This is a genomic window from Pannonibacter indicus, from assembly GCF_001418225.1.
GTDB lineage: Bacteria > Pseudomonadota > Alphaproteobacteria > Rhizobiales > Stappiaceae > Pannonibacter > Pannonibacter indicus.
In genome coordinates this window covers 340589-362563 of record NZ_LIPT01000002.1, presented here as the reverse complement: position 1 = coordinate 362563, position 21975 = coordinate 340589, and the positions used below count along the sequence as shown (strand labels likewise).

Annotated in this window: 18 protein-coding genes; 9 read left to right on the top strand and 9 right to left on the bottom strand. The window is 64.4% G+C overall.

What is annotated here, in order from left to right; translation table 11 throughout:
* The first annotated feature begins 5 nt into the window (after positions 1-5).
* The 4 genes from ASC48_RS04620 (at position 6) to ASC48_RS04605 (ending at position 7021) form a co-directional block, all read left to right on the top strand.
* On the top strand, positions 6-917 hold the full coding sequence (locus tag ASC48_RS04620) for a methylated-DNA--[protein]-cysteine S-methyltransferase (RefSeq protein ID WP_055454610.1): 912 nt from the start codon (positions 6-8) through the stop codon (positions 915-917).
* Between the two features lie 163 nt (positions 918-1080).
* Positions 1081-3477, top strand: a complete 2397-nt coding sequence (locus tag ASC48_RS04615) for a PAS domain-containing hybrid sensor histidine kinase/response regulator (RefSeq protein ID WP_208975531.1) — start codon at positions 1081-1083, stop codon at positions 3475-3477.
* Between the two features lie 224 nt (positions 3478-3701).
* Entirely contained in the window at positions 3702-4652 is a 951-nt protein-coding gene (olsB, locus tag ASC48_RS04610; RefSeq protein ID WP_082439981.1) for a l-ornithine N(alpha)-acyltransferase, read from the top strand.
* Positions 4653-4840: 188 nt separating this feature from the next.
* Entirely contained in the window at positions 4841-7021 is a 2181-nt protein-coding gene (locus ASC48_RS04605; protein ID WP_055454608.1) for a transglycosylase domain-containing protein, read from the top strand.
* On the opposite strand, the gene ASC48_RS04600 is transcribed toward ASC48_RS04605, so the two are convergent.
* The 7 genes from ASC48_RS04600 to rph form a co-directional block, all read right to left on the bottom strand.
* Positions 7022-7759 carry a M48 family metallopeptidase gene (locus ASC48_RS04600; RefSeq protein WP_055454607.1) on the bottom strand — a complete coding sequence of 246 codons (738 nt, stop codon included), beginning with the start codon at positions 7757-7759 and terminating at the stop codon, positions 7022-7024.
* A gap of 324 nt (positions 7760-8083) precedes the next feature.
* Positions 8084-8497 carry a DUF2852 domain-containing protein gene (locus ASC48_RS04595; RefSeq protein ID WP_055454839.1) on the bottom strand — a complete coding sequence of 138 codons (414 nt, stop codon included), beginning with the start codon at positions 8495-8497 and terminating at the stop codon, positions 8084-8086.
* Between the two features lie 289 nt (positions 8498-8786).
* Positions 8787-10436 (bottom strand): polyhydroxyalkanoate depolymerase, encoded by a 1650-nt coding sequence (gene phaZ, locus ASC48_RS04590; protein WP_279626032.1) that lies wholly within the window; start codon positions 10434-10436, stop codon positions 8787-8789.
* A 423-nt stretch (positions 10437-10859) separates the two neighbouring features.
* Positions 10860-11075, bottom strand: coding sequence for a helix-turn-helix domain-containing protein (locus tag ASC48_RS19480; RefSeq protein ID WP_141658873.1), 216 nt, complete (start codon positions 11073-11075; stop codon positions 10860-10862).
* 401 nt (positions 11076-11476) lie between these two features.
* Positions 11477-12634, bottom strand: coding sequence for a radical SAM family heme chaperone HemW (hemW, locus tag ASC48_RS04585; RefSeq protein ID WP_055454606.1), 1158 nt, complete (start codon positions 12632-12634; stop codon positions 11477-11479).
* Positions 12631-13272, bottom strand: a complete 642-nt coding sequence (rdgB, locus tag ASC48_RS04580; RefSeq protein ID WP_055454605.1) for an RdgB/HAM1 family non-canonical purine NTP pyrophosphatase — start codon at positions 13270-13272, stop codon at positions 12631-12633. Before rdgB ends, hemW begins: the two co-directional genes overlap by 4 nt.
* Before the next feature lie 8 nt (positions 13273-13280).
* Positions 13281-13994 (bottom strand): ribonuclease PH, encoded by a 714-nt coding sequence (gene rph, locus ASC48_RS04575; protein ID WP_055454604.1) that lies wholly within the window; start codon positions 13992-13994, stop codon positions 13281-13283.
* Between the two features lie 196 nt (positions 13995-14190).
* Here rph and hrcA point away from each other — a divergent pair, with 196 nt between their 5' ends.
* Both hrcA and ASC48_RS04565 read left to right on the top strand, forming a co-directional pair.
* Positions 14191-15240: a heat-inducible transcriptional repressor HrcA gene (gene hrcA / locus ASC48_RS04570; RefSeq protein WP_055454603.1), complete on the top strand. Its 1050-nt coding sequence runs from the start codon at positions 14191-14193 to the stop codon at positions 15238-15240.
* Positions 15241-15270: 30 nt separating this feature from the next.
* Positions 15271-16077 (top strand): HesA/MoeB/ThiF family protein, encoded by an 807-nt coding sequence (locus tag ASC48_RS04565; RefSeq protein WP_055454602.1) that lies wholly within the window; start codon positions 15271-15273, stop codon positions 16075-16077.
* Positions 16078-16145: 68 nt separating this feature from the next.
* On the opposite strand, the gene secB is transcribed toward ASC48_RS04565, so the two are convergent.
* Complete coding sequence (gene secB / locus ASC48_RS04560; RefSeq protein WP_055454601.1) at positions 16146-16640, bottom strand: protein-export chaperone SecB; 495 nt, start codon at positions 16638-16640, stop codon at positions 16146-16148.
* Between the two features lie 215 nt (positions 16641-16855).
* On the opposite strand from secB, the gene ASC48_RS04555 reads away from it, so the two are divergent.
* The 3 genes from ASC48_RS04555 to ASC48_RS04545 all read left to right on the top strand — a co-directional run bounded on the left by ASC48_RS04555 (position 16856) and on the right by ASC48_RS04545 (position 20901).
* Complete coding sequence (locus ASC48_RS04555; RefSeq protein WP_055454600.1) at positions 16856-18214, top strand: ActS/PrrB/RegB family redox-sensitive histidine kinase; 1359 nt, start codon at positions 16856-16858, stop codon at positions 18212-18214.
* A 58-nt stretch (positions 18215-18272) separates the two neighbouring features.
* The gene (locus ASC48_RS04550) at positions 18273-18830 is read left to right on the top strand and encodes an ActR/PrrA/RegA family redox response regulator transcription factor (protein ID WP_055454599.1); all 558 of its coding nucleotides are present in this window, start codon (positions 18273-18275) and stop codon (positions 18828-18830) included.
* Positions 18831-19074: 244 nt separating this feature from the next.
* Positions 19075-20901, top strand: a complete 1827-nt coding sequence (locus ASC48_RS04545; RefSeq protein ID WP_141658872.1) for a hypothetical protein — start codon at positions 19075-19077, stop codon at positions 20899-20901.
* Positions 20902-20926: 25 nt separating this feature from the next.
* Here ASC48_RS04545 and coaA read toward each other — a convergent pair whose 3' ends face one another.
* Positions 20927-21892: a type I pantothenate kinase gene (gene coaA / locus ASC48_RS04540; RefSeq protein ID WP_055454597.1), complete on the bottom strand. Its 966-nt coding sequence runs from the start codon at positions 21890-21892 to the stop codon at positions 20927-20929.
* Positions 21893-21975 lie beyond the last annotated feature (83 nt).

Genomic DNA, 21975 nt, shown 5'->3' with positions numbered 1-21975 from the left:
TTGCCATGACCCAGCTTTTCGACCTGAACCTTGCCGGACGCGAGGCGGCCGCCGTTCCCGAAACGGGGGAAGCTGCCGCGCGGGACTATGCCATCGTCCGCCAGACGCTGGAGCGCATTTCCGATACCTGGCGCGACCAGCCGGCACTGGAAGACCTTGCCCGTGAGGCCGGGCTGCAGCCGATCCAGCTGCAGCGGGTGTTCTCGCGCTGGGCCGGGCTGACGCCCAAGCAGTTCCTGCAGGCGATCACGCTGGATCATGCCCGCGAGCTTCTGCGCGATGCAGCCAGCATTCTGGAGACCTCCTATGAGGTGGGGCTGTCCGGGCCGGGGCGGCTGCATGACCTGTTCGTCACCCACGAGGCGATGACACCGGGCGACTACCGCAACCGTGGCGCCGGCCTCACCATCCGCTACGGCTTTCACCCCTGCCCCTTCGGCCAGGTGCTGATCATGGCAACCGACCGGGGCCTTGCCGGGCTCGCCTTCGCCGATGAGGGCGAGGAAGCCTCCGCCTTTGCTGACATGTCCAGCCGCTGGCCTGCGGCCGTCTTCGCGGAGGACGGCGTGGCAACAGCGCCCTATGCGGCGCGGGTGTTTGATCCGGCCAGCTGGTCTGAGGACACGCCGCTCAAGGTCATCTTCATCGGCAGCGATTTCGAAATCCGCGTCTGGCGCACCCTGCTGAAGATCCCCATGGGCAAGGCGACCACCTATTCCGATATTGCCCGCAGCCTCGGCAAGCCCAGCGCCGCAAGAGCGGTGGGCTCTGCTGTGGGCCGCAACCCGATCTCCTTCGTTGTGCCCTGCCACCGGGTGCTGGGGCGCACCGGCGGTCTTTGCGGCTATCACTGGGGCCTGACGCGCAAACGCGCCATCCTCGGCTGGGAAGCCGGGATCACCGGCATGGGAGGCTGACAGGGGGCTTGAAAGGAAGACTGATCGGGGAAGATGAAAAGCCTAAAATTCGAAAGGCTTTTTCAAGGGATTGGACTGCAAGCTTGCTTCCGGCTGTGCCCGCAGAACCTTGTCGGGCCTTCATCAGGATCAGGCCTGCCGCGCAGGCCGCTGGGGACAGGGCATGCGACCGCAATCGGCAGACGGAAAGGGCAGCAAGGCTGAAGCGGAAACGGGCCTGAAGGCACAACAGCCGGACGGCCCCGAGCGCCCGGAGGGACAGAAGCGCCCGCAAAGTCCGAAAGACGCAAATTGTCCGCCGAAGGGCAAGGCCGGTCAGCCCGGATCCGCGCCGGACGAACTCGGCGCCCTGACCCGCGCCGGGCGCCGGTTCGGTCACGAACGGGTTCTCACACTGGCCGCAGCTATTGGCGTTCTGGCGCTGATTGCTGCCCTTCTGCTGCTCGGCGGCGGGCCTTACGAACGGCTTCTTGCGCTGGTTCTCGGTTTTGCCGCAGGCGGGCTTGCCATTGCCTGTGTCATTCATGACGACCGCCACCGCCTGCAGACGGCACTCGGCACAGCGGCGGTGGAGACCCACCGGCTGAACCAGCGCATCGAAGAGCTGGAAGATGCCGCCTGGGAGCTGCGCGAATCCGACGAGCGCCATGCCAGCATTCTCCATGCGCTGGGCGATGTGGTCATCCGCCGCGACATGGAAGAGAACGTCATCTACGCCAATCCGGCGGCTGGAAGCCTGTTCTGGCCGGAGCAGAGTCCGCGCCCCGGCGAAAAGCTGGAGCTGCCGCTGGCGGATACGCCGCAGGACCTGCTCAGCGCCGAAGCCACCGGCGTTTTTGGTGATATCCTGCTCGACACCCGCGAAGGCCCGCGCTGGTTTTCCCGCATCGACGTGACCGTGCGGGAAGGGCCGCGTGGAACACCGGTGCTGCAGACCGTGCTGCGTGACGTCACCGCGCGGCGCAAGATGGAAGAGGAGCTTCTGGCTGCCCGCCAGAATGCGGAAAGTGCCAGCGAGGCCAAGTCCCGCTTTCTGGCGACGGTCAGCCACGAGGTGCGCACGCCGCTCAACGGCATTCTGGGCATGGCGGCTCTCCTGTCGGATACGCATCTCACCCATGAGCAGAGAGCCTATGTGCGGGCGCTGGAAACCTCCGGCGAAACGCTGCTGCTGCTGATCGACGAGCTGCTGGACTTCTCCCGCGCCGAAGCCGGGAAACTGACGATCCAGCCGGGACCGGTGGACCTCGAAAGCCTAGCTGAACACGTGGTGGAATTGCTCGCACCACGTGCCCATGCCAAGGGGCTGGAGATCGGCTTCACCGCCGACCCGGCGATCCCCCGTATCGTCACGGCTGATGCCAACCGGCTGCGGCAGATCCTGTTCAATCTGGCTGGCAACGGCATCAAGTTCACCGAAGAGGGCGGCGTCCTCATCAGCCTTGCCATCACGCCGCAGGGCAGTGGCAGCCTGTTGACGCTGGAAGTGCGCGACACCGGCATTGGTTTTTCGGCAGCCGATGCCGAACGGCTGTTCGGCGAGTTCGAGCAGGTGGACCACGGCCCTGCCCGCCGCTATGGCGGCACGGGGCTTGGCCTTGCCATCGTCCGCCGCCTCGTGGGGCTGATGGAGGGCACGGTGGAAGCACTGGCCGAGGAGGGCAAGGGTGCTGTCTTCCGCATCTGCCTGCCGCTGCCCGAAGCGCCCGATGCTGGCGGTGATGCCGGTCTTGAATGCCTGACAGGCCGCCGTGTTGTGATCGTGTCACAGGGTGTGATCGAGGGGGAGGCGCTGGCGCTGCAGTTCACCACCCATGGCGCCAGGGTGCAGCTGGTGCAGCCGGGAGACGGCATGCTGGCCGATGCCCTGCCCCATGCGGATCTCGTGCTGCTGGAACATGGCGCGGTGGCCGATGGCGCGGGCTGGCTGGCCACGGCCCGGGCAGCGGGCTGTTTGGCGCCGGCCATTGTTCTCGTGACCCCGCAGGAGCGGGACCGGCTGGACCGGCTGCGCGAGGCAGGGTTCTCCGCCTATCTGGTGCGGCCGGTGCGCGGGCGCACGCTCCGGCGCATCATTGCCAGCCTCATGGGCGAAGGCGGCGAAACGCTTGCCTGGGAAGCGGCCGTGGATCTGCCGCCCGAGCGCATTCCCGGTGCGCCGCACCGGCTTGCCCCGGCCCGGCCGCTGCGGCTGCTGCTGGCGGAGGACAATGATATCAACCGGCTTCTGGGCGAAGCGCTGCTGCGCAAGCTTGGCCATGAGGTGACGGTGGTGGCCGACGGTCTGGAGGCCTGGCGCGCGGCCAGCGAGCAGAATTTCGATGCCATCCTGATGGACCTGCACATGCCGGGGCTCGACGGGCTGGATGCCATGGCCCAGATTCGCGAGATCGAAACCGCCCGCGGGCGCCCGCATGTGCCGGTTCTGATCGTCACGGCGGATGTGATGCCGGCTGCCCGCGACCGGGCAAGGGCGAGCGGTGTTGCCGGTTTCCTCACAAAACCGCTTTCCCGCGAAGCCGTTGAAGAGGCATTGGAAAATTTGCCCTCCCGGACATAGTGCCGCTCCCGGATTGTTACCGTCACGAAATATTGTGAACGCTGGCCGTTGTCATGCTAGTGTTGGAAAACTATGGTCTACGGCAAGATCAGGGTTTCGCCGGTTAAGGGGATGAGAATCACTGCAACGGCGCAGCAACCTGACAGGACAAACGAGGCCTGCGGCACCGGTTTCGCAGGGCCCCCGGTGGGAAACAACCGAGGCAGATAGGGGACCGAATCTCGATGATGCGGCCAGGTCTATTTTCTCCGCGCAAGCTCGTGCAGAAGTTCGTGCCCATGATGGGTGAGCAGGGTATTTCAGCGCGTTTCTTTCCCGGCTTTGCAAAGCCCTTGCACGGTGAAGCAGGTCCTGCCGGTGATGTTTCCCTTGGCCGCGTGGGCTCGCTGGAGGTGCGCCTCGCCCGCACCGCGCGTGAAGTGAAGAAGGCGCAGCGCCTGCGCTATCACGTCTTCTACGAGGAAATGTCCGCCATCGCCGATGCGCAGACCCTCGCCGCCCGCCGCGACATGGATGCCTTTGACGCCATCTGCGATCACCTGCTGGTCGTCGATCATGCCTCGATGAAGCGCAACAAGCTGGGCCGCCTGCAGCCGCAGATCGTCGGCACCTACCGCCTGCTGCGACAGGATGTGGCCGAGGCAAACGGCGGCTTCTATACGGCCAGCGAATATGACATCCAGCCGCTGGTCGACGCCAATCCGGGTCTGCGCTTCCTGGAACTGGGCCGCTCCTGCGTGCTCAAGCCCTACCGCAACAAGCGCACGGTCGAGCTGCTGTGGCACGGCATCTGGGCCTATGTGATCCGTCACCGCATCGACGTGATGATCGGCTGCGCCTCCATCGAGGGCACGGATCCGGACCGGATCGCCAGTCAGCTGTCCTTCCTGCACCATCATGCCCGTGCGCCGGAGCCCTGGCGTGTGCGCGCCGTGCCGGAGCGCTATGTCGAGATGAACCGGGTTGCCCGTGATGAGCTCAACGACAAGGCCACCTTGCGCGAGCTGCCGCCGCTGGTGAAGGGCTACCTGCGCCTCGGCGCCTATATCGGTGACGGGGCCGTGGTCGACTATCAGTTCGGCACCACGGACGTTCTCATCGTCATGCCGGTGACGCAGCTGAACGAGCGTTACGTGAATTATTACGGAGCGGACGCCTCGCGCTACTCTAGCTGAGCTGGCGAACGATCCGCAGCCAACGCCAAAGGACCGCTGCCTCTCCGGGGCGGCGGTTTTTGTTTGCGGGGCTCCGCCTCCACGCCTTGCCCGGCGCCCAAGGCTTAACGCCGCCTTAAACCGGCCGCTCTAGTTTGATGCAGACTGCCTGTGCTCCCCGCGCAGGCCCGCAGAGTGACGAGAGGCTCATGGCACGCCGACCGGCTGGCAGCAATCGGATTGAACCGGCGTTTGGCCCTGCCAGCGGCGATCTTTACGATGTGCGCCCGGGAACCGGTGACCTTTCGGCAGAACGCCCGGCCAGGCGGCCCCGGCGGCCGCGTGCCAATGATGCCGATGATGCTCCTGCCCCCCGCCACAAGCGCACCACGAAGGCAGGCGGCAAGGGCAAAAAGAAATCCCGGCGCAGCCGTGCCCGTTCGTCCAATCCGCTGTTCTGGCTGATCCGCAAGCTGTTCTACTGGGGCTTCGTCCTGTCCATCTGGGGCGGTATCGCCGCCACCGGTGTGGTCGTCTATTACGCGGCCCATCTGCCGCCCACCTCCGAATGGAAGGTTCCGGCCCGCCCGCCCAACGTGAAGATCGTCGCCACTACAGGGGAGCTTCTGGCCAACCGGGGCGACACGGGCGGCGAGGCCGTGCGGCTGGAGCAGCTTCCCGCCTATCTGCCGCAGGCGGTGATTGCCATCGAGGACCGGCGGTTCGAAGACCACTTCGGGCTGGACCCGATCGGTCTGGTTCGCGCCTTCACCGTCAATTTCACCTCCGGCAATCTGATGCAGGGCGGCTCGACGCTGACCCAGCAGCTGGCGAAGAACTTGTTCCTCGAGCCTGACCGCACCTTGAAGCGCAAGGTGCAGGAAGTGGTGCTGGCGCTGTGGCTGGAAGCCAAATACTCCAAGGACGAGATCCTGGAGATGTATCTCAACCGCGTCTATCTGGGCGCTGGCGCCTATGGGGTGGATGCAGCCGCGCGGCGCTATTTCGGCAAGTCGGCGCGGCTGGTCACCCTGCAGGAAGCCGCTGTTCTGGCGGGCCTGCTGAAGGCGCCCAGCCGCTATGCCCCCACGCGCAATCCCGAACTGGCTTTTGAACGCTCCAAGGTGGTTCTGGCTGCCATGCGCGATGCCGGGTTCATTGATGCAGCGGCCGCCCGGACCGCCATGAGCGAGCCCGCACATGTGGTCAGCGACAGGAACACCGCCAGCGCCAATTATGTGGCGGACTGGGTGATGGACCTGCTGCCGCAGTTTGCCGGATCCATCGACAGCGACATCATCGTCGACACCACCATTGATCCGGTGATGCAGCAGGCTGCAGAAGCAGCACTGGTGACGGCGCTGAATGCCCACGGACGGGAACTGGGGGTCTCTCAGGGTGCCGTCGTCATCATGGACACGGCAGGGGCCGTACGGGCCATGGTCGGCGGCCGGGATTACCAGAAGAGCCAGTTCAACCGCGCCACCAACGCCCGCCGCCAGCCCGGCTCCGCCTTCAAGCCCTTCGTCTATCTGGCGGCACTGGAAAGCGGCATGACGCCGGACACGATCCGCCGGGATGAACCTTTCTCCCTCAAGGGCTGGCGGCCGCAGAACTACACCAAACAGTATTACGGCGATGTCACGCTGACCGAAGCGCTGGCCATGTCCCTCAACACGGTGGCAGCGCGGCTGGCGGTGGAGACCGGTCCGGCAAAGGTGGTGAAGGTGGCGCAGAAGCTGGGCATCCGCTCGCAGCTGGCGGCCAATCCTTCGCTGGCGCTGGGCACATCGGAGGTGACGCCGCTGGAGATCACGGCGGCTTACGTGCCCTTCTCCAATGGCGGCTACGGGGTTGTGCCGCATGTGATCCGCCGCATCCGCACGGTGGAGGGCCGCACGCTCTATGCCCGGCAGGGGGATGGAATGGGCAAGGTGATCGACGGCCTGCGCCTTGCCCAGATGAACCACATGATGGCGCAGACGCTGGTCACCGGCACGGGCAAGAAGGCGATGCTGGCCGATCAGCGCCCGGCAGGCGGCAAAACGGGCACCAGCCAGGATTTCCGCGATGCCTGGTTCATCGGCTACACCGGCAACCTGACGGCCACCGTGTGGCTCGGCAATGACGACAACAGCCCGACGAAGAAGGCAACGGGCGGCTCGCTGCCGGCGGAGATCTGGAAGGCGGCGATGGACAAGGCGCATGCCGGTCTGCCCGTGGCGGGGCTTCCGGGTGTTGCCGAACAGCTGCCGCAGAATTACGGTCCCGTACCCACCGACAATGCCCCCATTCCCCCGGCGGATGTGGGGGCCGATGGCCGGGTCATACCGCCGCCGCCCACGGAAGGCGGGCCGCTGGGCTTCATCGGAAGGCTGTTCGGCGGCTGATCAGCCGAAGAGATGCAGCTTGCCGCCCTCGTCCTTCAGCCACTGGCGGGCCTTGGGCGTGTGCGGGGCAAGCTGGCGGCACAGCGCCCAAAACCGGTCCGAGTGGTTCATTTCCCGCAGATGCGCCACCTCATGGGCCGCGACATAATCGAGGATCTCCGGCGGAGCGAGGATCAGCCGCCAGGAGAAGGACAGGCGTCCGTTGGAAGCGCAGGAGCCCCAGCGGCTGCGGGTGTCGCGCAGGGAAATGGCCGTGGCCTTCACCCCCAGCGTGGCCGTGTGGCGGGCCACGGCTGCTTCGATATCGGCCCGTGCCTGCCGCTTCAGCCAGTCGGCCACCTTGCGGCCCGTATGTTCGGCAGCGCCGGGCACGCTGAGCACCGCATGACCTTCTGTATCAAGCCCCGCCGTCACCAGCCCGCGCAGGCGGCCGGATGGCTCGATCCGGTGCAGGACGCCCCGGACGGGGACAACCGATCCGGCGGCAAAGGGTGTTGTCTTCGGCAGGGCAGCCAGTTTCTCTTCCAGCCAGCTTGCGTGTTTTTCGGCAAAGCGCTGGGCGGTGGAGAGCGAACCGCCCTTTGGGATGGTCAGCACCGGGCCGGACTGGTCATGCGGCAGGCGCAGCAGATAGCGCCGCGCGCGCGGATCAGGCCGCAGGCGCACGGCAATCTCGCCGCCGCTCAGCGGCAGCACGATGTGGTCCGGAAAAACAGGCCGCCGCAGCCGTGAGAACATTCCGCTTCCCTGCAAGGCCCGCAGCAAGGCGCCGCGGGAGGTGATTCGAACGTATCAGAGGGTATCCGGTTTTACAGGCTGGGGGAGCGGCTTGCAGCGCGTCCACCCTCACCTTGTCATCCCCGCGCAGGCGGGGATCCGTAGCCGAGGCGTCAGCCATCACCAGGACCGTGGGCACTGGAAGCCGGTCTTGCCGCTGCGCGTCAAACCCGATGACAGCCGGTACCAAGGCATTGAGGCTCACTCGTTCCGTCTTGGTATAAACGGCGAAAGCGGCGCAAGGTGCGCCGCTTCCCGCGTGGTGTGCCATACCGGACCGGCCGGTCAGGCAGGGCCAGAGGCGCCGGAGCTGCGGCCACGGGCGGACATGAAGCGGTCGAATTCTTCCTGATCCTTGGCCCGGCGCAGTTCGCGCAGGAAAGTATCGAATTCAGCGCGCATGGCATCGAGCTTGGCACGCTCTTCTTCCAGGCGCTTCAGCTCGCGCTCCCGGTAGTCGTCAAAGGCCACATTGCCGGTCCGGCCAAAGCTTCCCGTGTTCATGGTGTTCAGCGCGCTCTTGACCGGGCTTCTGTTCCACTGGTCACGCGCGTCCTGAAACAGTGTCTGAAAGCGGTCACCCCAAAGAATATAGGCAAGCATTGCCAGTCCGAGCGGCCAGAACAACACGAAGCCCAGCACCATCAGCGCGATGCTTGCTCCGTTCCAGCCAGGCCTCAACACAGTGTTCCCAGTCATCGTCATCCCCTTTCGGATTTCAACAGACAAAGACGTGGGGGCGGCGGCCCGGCCTTTCAAGAACATCATGAAGTCCTGCGCCGGTTACACGGCGGTGCGGGTTGCCTGCGGAATTTGACGCAAAGGCAGAAGGATTTATTGAATCAACGGCTTGGACGGAAGGTTCGCCGCTCAACGGTCCCGGCAGCAGACATGAAAAAAACCGGCTCCGCCCTGATCACCTGCCGTAAAGCGGGCGTTTCGGGATGCGGGGCCGGGTCTGATCCCTGATCTGGTCTCAGGCCGTGTCTCAGGCGGCCGTTTCAGCCAGCTTGCGGGCCTGCTCGATCCAGTTGTCACGGGCCATGCGGCCGCGGAAGTCCAGACGGTCGTCCAGCGCCTCGATCTGTGCGTCCGTCAGGCCTGCGATCTGCCAGAAGTGGAAGATGCCCGCTTCATTCAGGGCCTTTTCCAGCTTCGGGCCAACACCGGTGATGGCCTTGAGATTGTCGGCAACGCCCTTAGGCTTGGCCAGCAGGATCTCGGCCAGCGGATCGGCCTTTGCAGCCACGGCAGCCTTCGGTTCAGGCTTGGCAGCGGCGGCAGCCGCCTCCGCTTTCGGGGCCGGCGCAGGGGCAGCTTCGGCCTCGAGTGCTTCTGCCACAGGCTTTTTCACCTCGGCTGGAGCGGCCGGCTTGGCGGCAGCCTTCTTCAGGCGGTCGCGATTGGCCTGGGAATGGGTCAGGATGAAGTCGATCATGCGCGGGGCAATTTCGGCGCGGAAGCGCGAGCCGTTGAACACGCCGTAATGGCCAACATTTGGCTGCTCGTAGTGCGCCTTCATGTCGTCCGGCAGATTGGTGCAGAGCGTGTGCGCAGCGCGGGTCTGGCCACGGCCGGTGATGTCGTCCTTCTCGCCCTCGATGGTCAGCAATGCCGTGTTGCGGATGGCACCGCAATCAACCAGCTCGCCGCCGTGCTTCATTCTGCCCAGCGGCAAGGAATGCTCGATGAACACGGTCTCCACCGTCTGCAGGTAGAACTCCGCCGTCAGGTCCATCACCGCCAGATATTCGTCGTAGAATTCACGGTGCTTCTCGGCGCTGTCGCCATCGCCCTTCACCAGATGCTGGAAGAAATCGCGGTGGGCGATCAGATGCCGGTCAAGGTTCATGCTCATGAAGCCCGAAAGCTGCAGGAAGCCCGGATAAACGTAACGCATCATGCCCGGATGCGGGAACGGCACCTGCATGATGACGTTGCGCTTGAACCAGTTGATGCCCTTGGACATGGCCAGATCATTAACGGCAGTCGGCGCGACGCGGGTGTCGATCGGCCCGCCCATGAGCGTCATGGTCGAGGGCGAATAGGGGTCGTTGCGCGCTTCCATCACGGCGACAGCCGCCAGCACCGGGACGGACGGCTGGCACACGGCCACCACATGGGTGTCCGGCCCGAGGAAATGCAGCATGGAGATGACGTAATCGATGTAGTCATCCAGATCGAACTTGCCGTCTGAGAGCGGCACCATGCGGGCGTCGATCCAGTCGGTGATGTAGACATCGGCGCGCGGCAGCATGGCCTCCACCGTGCCGCGCAGCAGCGTGGCATAGTGGCCGGACATGGGCGCCACGAGCAGGATCTTCGGGTCATTGCGGCGCTGGGGGGTGCCCCGCTCGAAATGCAAGAGGTCGCAGAAGGGGCGGCGCCAGACCACGCGCTCGCTCACCGGCACCTTCATGCCGCCGATGGTGGTTTCCGGCAGACCGAATTCCGGCTTGCCATAGCGCCGCGTCGTCCGCTCCAGCACTTCGCAGGCCGCCGCAACCTGGCGGCCGAGCTGCGTGTGGCTCATCGGGTTGAACGGGTTCTGGAAATAGAGCCGTGTTGCGTCCGCTGCGGCACGCACCGGGCCCATGGCGGCATGGTTGATCTCGTAGAGATGATAGAAGGGTAACACTTCGGATCCTTCGTCGCTGGCCCGGCGAACACGCGCTGTCTCACCCGCGTATATCAAGCCTGGCTTCTGGCATTGCAGCAGAATAGGCTGATATTGGCCTCTGCATCAATAGCCCGATTGTGAACAGCCTGACACCAACAGATTGACAGCCCGTGAAGCCAGTTGAGGGACCTGTATCATACGAGAAATTATTTGCTGCACCGCTGTTGTCGCAGTGCAGCATGAAAATAGAGGGAAATCCTATTGTGCTTAAGGACTTATTGCCCGCGAGTTGAAGCCTCCGGCGGGGCTGTCCCGGTGGCAGGCACGGGTCTTCAGGCCATCTGGCTCAGGTCTGAAAAACCACGCTGCTCAGGATGTCAGGTGTTCTGGCAGGCATTTCGGAATGGTAGGCCCCGCCGTATTGGGCGGGGCCGCTGCTCATTAGCCGAAGAGGTCACCTTGAACAGGTTCAACTTGGGGGAATTTATATCCCTTGTTGATTTCACTAACTCTGCCCTGATTGATCCGGAAACGCGCAGCAATATCGTGCTGACTCATCCCGGTCTTCAGCAACGCTTTGATCTGCGCAGCCATCTCAGGGGTTACAGTGGGCGATCTCCGCCCGTACGAACCAGGCTCAATAATGGGTCTATCCATCTCGGATATTCTCCATAAATTGTGCCATCGCACTTGTCCCAAAGCTAGGAACACTATATCGTTTTTCATGTAAGAGGGAACGACGATATCGGCTCCTATTCTTTGAGTGACCCATGTGCGATGACGTGTTGCAAATTTGGGTCATCTTTCTTCTGAGGTCGGCATTGAGTGTCTCACCACTCGAAGTCGACCTCAGAAATGTATCCGATACCGGAAAGCAAAATCTACAAAATTTATCTTGAGGAGAGGAATAGTGCGCTCGATCGAGAGTTTTCCCCGATAACCCATTGAATCCCAACTTTTCAAAGGAACGGTTGTTCCTTTTTTGTTCGATCATAAGTTGTTTTTTGATGTGAACGGCTCATCAGGATTCAGTGAAACGAATCTCTGAAAGTTAACAGTTACGCCGCCAGATCCGCCACGACTGCGTCCAGCACGAAAAAGCCGCCGCGGGTGGCGCGGACACGGGTCTCGTCCAGCTTCTCGACCATGCCATGCTCCAGCAAGTCATTGAGGCGGCGCGGGTCGATGGAGCGGCCGGAAAGCCGCTCGTAGCGGCGCATGTCGACGCCCTCGATCAGCCGCAGGCCCATCAGCAGATATTCGTCGCCCTGCTCTTCGTCACTCAGCGGCAGGTCTTCCACCATGCCGTGGCCACGCTCCTCCACATGGGCAAGCCATGTCTCAGGATGGCGCTCGATGGCGGTGGCGCGCTTGGTGGCGCCCAGCGACAGGCGGCCATGTGCACCCGGGCCCACACCGACATAATCGCCGTAGCGCCAGTAGACGAGGTTATGGCGGCATTCCGCGCCCGGGCGGGCGTGGTTGGACACTTCATAGGCCGGAAGGCCAAGATCAGTGGTCAGATCCTGCGTCAGCTCGTAGAATTCGGCGCCCAGATCCGGGTCCGGCACGATCAGCTTGCCCGCCTGATAAAGGTTGAAGAAGGGCGTGCCTTCCTCGATGGTCAGCTGATAGAGCGACAGGTGGTCGGCGGCGAGTTTCACCGCCTGGCGCAGTTCCGCCTCCCAGCCGGTCACCGTCTGGCCGGGCCGGGCATAAATGAGGTCGAAGGACAGGCGCGGGAAGGTTTCGCGGGCAATCTCGATGGCCTGCAGCGCCCCGGCCACGTCATGCAGACGGCCAAGCTGGCGCAGGTCCTGATCATTGAGCGCCTGCACGCCCAGCGACACCCGGTTGACGCCCGCCGCCCGGTAGCCGCGGAAACGCTCGGCCTCGACGCTGGAAGGGTTTGCCTCGAGCGAGATTTCCACGTCCGTATCGATCGCCCAGTGCCGGGCAATCGCCTCCAGAATGCGCTCCACCGTGCGCGGCTGCATCAGCGAGGGCGTGCCGCCGCCAAAGAAGATCGACTGCACCGTCCGGTTCGGTGTCCAGGCAGCAAAATGCGCCAGCTCCCGCTCGAAGGCCGCGACAAAGCGGTCCTGATCGACCGGCTGGTGCCGGACGTGGGAGTTGAAGTCGCAATAAGGGCACTTGGCCGCGCAGAAGGGCCAGTGCACATAGATGCCGAAGCCGCCGTCCGGGGTGGTGGTCATTCTTGCTCCAGGCAGGCCTTCGAAAAGGTCACAAAGGCGCGGGCGCGATGCGACAGGGCGGGTGTGGTTGCCGACCAGCCGTGTTTTTCCGCCGAGGTCATCTCGCCGAAGGTGCGCTCGTGGCCATCGGGCTGGAACATCGGGTCATAGCCGAACCCTTGCGTGCCGCGTGGCGGCCACACGATCTGGCCTTCCACCTCGCCGCGGAAGAACTCCGCATGGCCATCGGGCCAGGCAAGGCACAGCACGGCGACGAAGGACCCGCGCCGGGCTTCCGCCGTCACGGCACCGGCCTGCTGCAGCTTTTCTTCCACATTGCGCATGGCCATGGCGAAGTCCTTGTCCGGACCGGCCCAGCGGGCAGAATAGATGCCGGGATCTCCATTGAGGGCGGCCACGCAGAAGCCGCTGTCATCAGCCAGCGACGGCAGGCCGGAGGCCTCCGCCGCCGCACGGGCCTTCAGCTCCGCATTGGCCTCGAAGGTGGTGCCGGTTTCTTCCGGCTCCGGCAGGTCCAGCTCGCCGGCAGAAACCACATCGAAGCCATAGGGGCCAAGCAGCTCGCGGATTTCGCGCAGCTTTCCGGCGTTGTGGGTGGCCACGACCAGGCGGCCCGGCTCCAGCTTGCGGTGTGCCATGGGATGCCTCACAGGATGGACATTTTCTGCAGGTCGATCAGGCGGCCGATGCCGCTGCGGGCGAGATCCAGCAGAGCCTTGAACTCTTCCTCGGAGAAGGGGGCGCCTTCCGCCGTGCCCTGGATCTCGACAATGCCGCCCGCGCCGGTCAGCACGAAGTTGGCGTCGGTCTCGGCAGCCGAATCTTCCTCATAATCGAGGTCCAGCACCGGGTTGCCCTTGTAGATGCCGCAGGAGATGGCAGCCACGTGATCCTTCAACACCGGCTTCTTGACGATCTCGCGGGCGCGCATCCATTCGATGCAGTCATGCAGGGCCACCCACGCGCCGGTGATCGAAGCCGTGCGGGTGCCGCCATCGGCCTGGATCACGTCGCAGTCGATGGAAATCTGGTTCTCGCCGAGGGCTTCCAGATCAACGACGGCGCGCAGCGAGCGGCCGATGAGACGCTGGATTTCCTGCGTGCGGCCGGACTGCTTGCCGGAGGACGCCTCACGGCGCATGCGCGTGCCGGTGGCGCGCGGCAGCATGCCGTATTCGGCCGTTACCCAGCCCTTGTTCTGGCCGCGCAGCCAGGAGGGGACGCGCTCTTCCAGGCTGGCGGTGCACAGGACGTGCGTGTCACCGAACTTCACCAGGCAGGAGCCTTCGGCGTGCTTGGACACACCACGCTCCAGAGTGACGGACCGCAGCTCACCGGCGGCGCGTTTGGATGGACGCATATCTGGCTCCTGACTTCAAAATGGCCGGTGCGGCACACTGACCCACAGATCTTTCCGCGCTTGTAGCCCTGAGACCCGAGAGCCGTAAAGGCCTGCTTGCACTCTGCGGCCATTTTGGTCCTATATCTTGCAGAAGAGCCGTGAATTGCCCGAAGCGGGCGGAGCACGAAACCTGGCAGAGGATGAGGTTGGATACGTGAGCCTGACCGATCTGGACAAGCGGTCCCGCGAGATTTTCCGCTCCATCGTCGAGACCTATCTGGATACCGGCGAGCCGGTCGGATCGCGCAATGTGGCGCGCGGCCTCGGCATGTCGCTGTCGCCGGCCTCCGTGCGCAACGTGATGGCCGATCTGGAGCATCTGGGCCTGCTGTACTCGCCGCACACCAGCGCCGGGCGCCTGCCCACCGAAACGGGCCTGCGCTTCTTCATCGACGCGCTGCTGGAAGTGGGGGACCTTTCACAGGAGGAGCGCGAGCGCATCGACGTGCAGGTGCGCGCCTCCAGCCACGCCAAGGGCACGATGGAACATGTACTGACGGAGGCGAGCCAGCTTCTCTCAGGACTTTCCAGCGGAGCCGGCGTGGTGCTGACGCACAAGCAGGATTTCCGCCTGCGCCAGATCGAGTTCATCCGCATCGAGCCGCTGAAGGCCCTCGCCGTGCTGGTGGGGGAGGATGGCTCGGTCGAAAACCGCATCATCGACCTGCCTGCAGACTTGCCGCAGTCGGCACTGATCGAGGCGGGCAACTATCTCAATGCCCAGATCCAGGGCCGCACCCTGTCGGATGTGCGCCGCGAACTGGAGCGCCTGCGCGAGGCCAACCAGGCCGAACTGGACAGCCTGACCCAGAAGATCGTCGAGGCCGGCCTTGCGGTCTGGGCCGGGGAGGGTGGCGAAAACGACACGCTGATCGTGCGCGGTCAGTCCAACCTGCTCACCGATGTGGATGTGGCGGAGGATCTGGAGCGGGTGCGCCTGCTGTTTGATGACCTTGAGAACAAGCGCGACCTCATCCAGCTGCTCGGCCTTGCCGAAAAGGGCGACGGGGTGCGCATCTTCATCGGCTCGGAAAACAAGCTGTTCTCGCTGTCCGGCTCGTCGCTGGTGGTCTCGCCCTACCGGGACCGGGAGCAGCGCATCGTCGGCGTTCTGGGCGTCATCGGCCCCACCCGCCTCAACTATGCCCGTGTGATTCCGATGGTGGATTACACGGCCCGCCTCGTCAGCCGCATGCTCGGCTGACGGGCTTTTCAGATACAGACAGGATCCGTCATGTTTTCTCCCGCAGAGCTGGAGCGCTATGCCCGCCACATCGTGCTGAAGGAGGTGGGCGGGCCGGGCCAGCAGAAGCTGAAGGCCGCGCGCGTGCTTGTCATCGGCGCAGGCGGGCTCGGCGCGCCGGTGCTGCAGTATCTGGCGGCGGCGGGCGTAGGTACGCTGGGCATTGTCGATGACGACACGGTGTCCCTCTCCAACCTGCAACGGCAGGTGATCCATGACACGGAGCATCTGGGTGAGCCGAAAGTGTCGAGCGCGGCCGAAGCGATTGCCCGGCTCAACCCCAATGTGACCGTGGAACCGCATCCGGTGCGGCTCGCAGGCCACAATGCCATGCAGCTGGTCCAGCGCTATGATCTCGTCATCGACGGATCGGACAACTTCGCCACCCGCTATCTGGTGTCCGATGCCTGTTTCTTTGCCCGCAAGCCGCTGGTGACGGCTGCCGTGGGGCGGTTTGATGCCACCATCACGCTGCTGAAACCCCATGAGACCGGCGCGGACGGCACGCCCAACCCGACCTACCGCTGCCTCTTCCCGAAGCGGCCGGCGGAGGGCCATCTGCCGGCCTGCGCCGAGGCCGGCGTGCTGGGGGCGTTGACGGGTCTTGCCGGGACGCTGCAGGCGCTGGAAGCCCTCAAGGAGATCACCGGCATCGGCACCGGCCTGACCGGACGGCTGCTGATGATCGACACGCTCGCCATGCGCTTCGAGACCATCAACTACCGCCGCTCGCCCGCCAATCCGCTCAACGGCGATAACCCGAAGACCTGGGCGGAGCTGCTGGAAGAGGCACACTGAACCTTGAAAAGCAAAGGCCGCAGCCCGGAGGGTCTGCGGCCTGAAGCTGTCTTGAAGACTGCGCCGGATCAGTTTGGAACCGGAGCCGTTTCCTGGTTCGCCATGTTCTGGCGGTAGAGCTGGGCGAAGTCGATCGGGTCCAGCATCAGCGGCGGGAAGCCGCCGTTGCGGGTCGCATCGGCCAGGATCTGGCGTGCAAACGGGAAGAGCATGCGCGGGCACTCGATCATGACGAAGGGGTGCAGGTGCTCGTTCGGCACGCCGTTGATGCGGAACAGGCCGCCATAGACCAGCTCCACGTTGAACATGACCATGTTCGGACGCTCGGCCTTTGCGCTCAGCGACAGGACCACATCGAAATGACCATCGGCGACCGGCTGGGCGCTGACGTTCACCGAGATGTCGAGCTTCGGCTGTTCGCCCTGCTGCAGCGAGCGCGGCGCGTTCGGGTTCTCGAAGGACAGGTCCTTGATGTACTGGGCCAGGATGCTGAGGCCCGGTGCTTCGCCGCCCTTTGCATCGCTGCCCTGCGCCGCGGCGCCACCTTCGTTGATGTCCGTCATCTGTCTCGTATCCGTCTTTCAGTTTCAGGCCCGGCAGAATGCTCCGGGCCATCAAGCGGTAAGCCGGTGCCCGCTCGTCGGTCGCAGAACACCATCTGGACTGGCTGGCTAGCACGCGGACACCTGTTCACACAAGAGGCCAGGGCATAGAAGAGGTGAGGGCACGCAAGAAGTGAGGACTTGCCAGGGCACGGATTTCGGCTCAGTTAGAAGCCATGAGCAACCCAGTTGAATCCGGTTTCATCCTTTCCCACCGCAGGCTCAGCCTGGATACGCTGGTGCGCCTGCGCTGGCTGGCGGTTGCGGGCCAGACCGTGGCCCTGCTCGTGGTGCAGCTGGGGCTGGGCTATCCGGTCCCTTCCGCTCCCGCCTTTGCGCTGGTCGCCTGTTCGGCCTGGCTCAACGTCTTCCTGAAGATCCGCTCCCCTTCCGCCAAACGCCTGCCGGACTGGGCGGCGGCCGGGCAGCTGGCCTATGATATCCTGCAGATGAGCGGCCTGCTGTTCCTGACCGGCGGCCTTGGCAATCCCTTCGCCTTCCTGCTGCTGGCGCCGGTGATGGTGTCGGCCACCGGCCTGTCGGGCCGCTTGACGCTGATGCTGGGCTTGCTGGTGACGGTCTGCGCCACACTGCTGGCTTTCGTCCACCTGCCGCTGCCCTGGCCGGAGCCGCATGTCTTCTCACTGCCGGATGTCTATTCGGTGGGCGTCTGGGTGGCGCTTGTCTCCTCCCTCGCCTTCATGGCCGTCTATGCCTTCCGCGTGGCCGTGGAAGCGCGCCAGCTGGCTGATGCGCTGGCCGCCAGCGAGCTGGTTCTGGCGCGTGAGCAGCATCTCAACGCCCTCGATGGTCTTGCCGCTGCCGCCGCCCACGAGCTGGGCACGCCTCTGGCAACGATTTTTCTGACGGCCAAGGAACTCTCGCGGGAATTTGATGAGGGGGATCCGCGCCGCGAGGATGTGGTGCTGATCCGCGCCCAGGCCGAGCGCTGCCGCGATATCCTGCGCCAGCTGACCACCCTGTCGAGCGACAAGGACCAGCTGTTCCAGCGCATGCCCATGTCGCAGCTCATCGAGGAAGTGGTGGAGCCGCACCGCGGCTTCGGCATCGACATCAAGGTGGGCTTTGCCGGCAAGGAGCCGGAGCCGGTGGGCGTGCGCAATCCGGCCATCCGCTATGGCCTCGGCAATCTCCTTGAAAACGCGGTGGATTTTGCCGCTTCCGCCGTTCATGTGAAAACCTCCTGGGATCACCGGACCGTCCGTATCGAGATCCGCGATGACGGTCCCGGCTTTACCCCGGACGTTTTGTCGCGGATCGGCGAGCCCTACATCTCCTCCCGCGCCTCCCGTTCCCAGACCGGTGGAGGCCTGGGACTTGGCTTTTTCATTGCGAAAACCCTGCTGGAACGGACCGGCGCGCGGCTGATGCTGGAGAACCGCCCGGCCCCCGAAACAGGGGCTGTCGTGCGTATTTCCTGGCCGCGCAGCAGCATTGAAGGCGCCACGGATATGGACCCGGCCGCGGTTTCTGGCCATATAAAGGACACTATTCACGAGCGAGGGGCTCCGTGAGCGGCCACACCATGCTGGCAGCGGAGCTGATCACGTCTGTAAATGCAGGACGGCACCCATGAGTGACACAGAGCTTCGCAAGATCGAGGCGGAAGACAAGAGTCTGCTGCTTGTTGATGACGACAAGGCCTTCAACCAGCGCCTTGCCCGCGCCATGGAAAAGCGCGGGTTCGAGGTCGAAACAGCGGAAAGCGTGCGTGAGGCCATCGCGAAGGTGGGGGCCCGTGCTCCGGCCTTTGCCGTGGTCGATATGCGCCTGGAAGATGGCAGCGGCCTTGATGTGATCGAGGCGATCCGCGAAAGCCGTCCTGACGCCCGCGCCGTCATCCTCACGGGCTATGGCAATATCGCCACGGCGGTAACGGCGGTGAAGCTCGGCGCCATCGACTATCTCTCCAAGCCCGCCGATGCGGATGACGTCTTTGCCGCACTGACCCGCGAAGGCGACGAGAAGGCCGTTCCGCCGGAAAACCCCATGTCCGCCGACCGCGTCCGCTGGGAGCATATCCAGCGCGTCTATGAAATGTGCGAGCGCAATGTCTCGGAAACGGCGCGCCGGCTCAACATGCACCGGCGCACGCTGCAGCGGATTCTGGCCAAGCGCGCCCCGCGCTGATGTGAGACCGTGTGGCGCATGAGCAATTTCAAGGCATGATGCGTCAGCATATCTGAGCCTTGCTGTAAGCCGGGCCGCCAGCCTCGCACCAGATGCAATTGATAGCGCTGGGGTACTTCCGGCGCTTCGGGTGCGGGCGTCAAATGAGCAAAATCCCGCCCCAAGTGTTTGCGATATTGCCGTGAGTGGCCTGGCAAGGCTAAAAGCGGCTCGCGCCGGGCTTGTCCCGGACGGGTGCAAACGCATGAAGATGAGGGACGACATGGGGTGGATGTTCAGCGGCGGTGCCCGGGGTGCGACGGCCGGACTTCTGACGCTTCTGGCGGCCACGTTATCTGCGCAACCCGTCTTCGCCCAGAGCCTGCCGGAGCAGATTCGGGTGCAGGTCGTTCCGGCCGAGCCGGGTATCCGCTCAATTCTGGTCAACAAGCGTTACCGCCCGATCATCTCCCGCGGCATTGAAGGCGCCGTAGTCGAGACTGTGACGGGGGCTATCGATCCATCCACTGTCAGCTGTCAGGTCGAGCTTGAAATCACGCTGGAGAACAGCCGTGTCCTGCGCGAGAGCGCCGATATCTGTGCCTCCGGTGGCGCGGTGACGGTGGATGTGAAGCGGGAGGTTGGCGGCCGTCCGCGCGTCGTCGGCGGTGCAGGTGTCACTCCAGCGCCGGCCAGACCCTCGGGCTCCTCTTCCGCACAGCCCGCTCAGAGCCAGAGCACGCAGACCCCGGCCGCAACGGCTCCGGCGGCGCAGGCGCCCCAGACACAGCCGCAGACCCAAACACAAACACAAACACAAACACAAACACAAACCCAGCCTCAGCCGCAGGTCCAGACGCCGCCGCAAACGCAGGCACAGCCGCAAACCCAGAGCGAGCCCCAGAGAGAGGCCCGGCCGCAAGTTCAGGCTCCCGTTCCGCAGAGCCAGCCGTCACCGCTGCCGCCGCTGGACAGCCCCGTCCAGCCGGCTGCGCCAGTTGAGCGGGAATGGAGGGTCACCGGCACCGAGCTTGGCTCGACGATGGCGCGGCTCGTGCATGGCTCGGCGCAAGGCGCAGATGCCGATTTCATTGCCCGCTGCACGCCGCAGTCCGGCTTCATTACCGTCAGCGTGCCCCAGACCGCCGCTCCGGTCTATCAGGGCAGCCCCGTCTCCGTGGCGCTGAAGTCGGAAGAGTTCTACACGGGCTATGATGCCACCGGTTCCGATGCGAACAACCCGCAAGGGCGCCCCCTGCCGGAGTTCACCGTGGCCGCCACCGACCCCGTCTGGGACGTGATGGCGCGCAAATCCGTTCTGGAGGTGATTGTCGAGGGAGCCGTCACGCCGGTGTCCCTGAAGGGCAGTGCCCGTTCCGTGCGCCTGTTTGCCGCCGCTTGCGCCTTGCCGGACCAGATCGTGGATCCCAACTCCAGCCCGGCCATGGCGGGCGGCATGGGAGATCTGGCTTGCGCCGAACTTGGCGGGATCCGCTCGCTCGACGGCGGCTTCCGGGGCCGCATGCTGTTCCGCAACGCCCGGGGCGGACCCATTGATGTGTTCTGGATCGACTATTCAGGCATCCAGCAGTTCTATGCGCGCCTTGAGCCGGGGCAGGTGCTGGATCAGGAATCCATCATCTCCAATGCCTGGCTCGTCACGACTGATGTGGGCCAGTGCCTCGGCATTTATATCAGCCGCGAGCCGCAGCAGACCGTGGTGATCGGACAGTCGAATGCAGGCCCCATACCCGGTCAGCAAGGCCTGCCGCAGGGGGCCTTCACGCCTGCGCCGCCGGTGCAGCCCATGCAGCCGCAGGCTCCGGGCATGCTGCTGCCGCCCGCGCCCATCGGCAATGTCAGCACCACGAACTATATCTGCACTGCCGGTATCGACCTGCAGGTCGTCTATGACACCGCCCGTGGCGTTGCGATGGTGACCGAGTTCGGGCAGGTCTCCGTCACGCTGCCGCGCGTCAATGGCGGGACAGGCTTCCGCTATGAAGCAAACGGCTATGCCCTCCAGGGCCAGCGGGACAACGTCACCTGGTCCCGCCCGGGTCTTTACGACGTCTTCTGCGGGCGGGGGTGAGCCCAGCCAGGCCTTCTCCCGGATTTCAGATGCGCCGCAGGGCGACTTTTGAAATCCGGTGATTGGCATCCTTGGTCAGGATGAGATCGGCGCGCGGGCGCGTCGGCAGGATGTTTTCCTGCAGGTTCAGCAGGTTGATGTTGGTCCAGATGCTCTTGGCCGTCGCAAGGGCTTCCTCATCCGTGATCCGCGAGTAGCGGTGGAAATAGGAGCCGGGATCGCGGAAGGCGGTTTCACGCAGGTGCATGAAGCGCTCCACGTACCAGGTCTCCAGAATGTCCTCCGGCGCGTCGATATAGACCGAGAAGTCGAAGAAATCCGAGACGAAGGGCACAGCCCGGCCATCCTTCGGCAGCTCCCGCGTCTGCAGCACATTGAGCCCTTCAACGATGAGGATGTCCGGCTGGTCGATGGTGACCGAGTGGCCGGGCATCACATCATAGTAGAAGTGCGAATAGACGGGCGCCCGCACGTTGCGCTTGCCGGCCTTGATGTCTGAAAGGAAGGTCAGCAGCGCCGTGCGGTCAAAGCTCTCGGGAAAGCCTTTGCGCTGCATCAGGCCTTCGGCTTCCAGCACAGCATTGGGGAAGAGAAAGCCATCGGTGGTGACAAGATCCACCTTCGGGCTTGCCGGCCAGCGGGCGAGCAGGGCGCGCAGGATGCGCGAGGTGGTGGACTTGCCCACTGCCACGGAGCCTGCAACGCCGATAATGAAGGGCGTCTTGCTCTCCGCCACGCCGAGGAAGCGCTTGGTCGCCTGATGCAGGATCAGCGTGGCTTCGGCGTAATAGGCCAGCAGCCGCGACAGCGGCAGATAGATGCTCTCCACCTGCGCCATGGAAATGGGGTCGTTCAGCGCCCGCAGCTCGCTCACCTCGGCAGAGGTCAGCGTCATGGGCGTGTCGGCGCGCAGCCGCGACCATTCGTTTTCCGTGAAGACCCTGTACGGCGACAGGTCCATGGTTTCGGGGCGGATGACAGTCTGGTCCATGGGCGGCTCTGTCCCGGTTGTTCCAAGGGATTGCATGCGGGCCTTTCCGGTCCGGATGCTGTGTCTCAAGGCATCCGCGATGC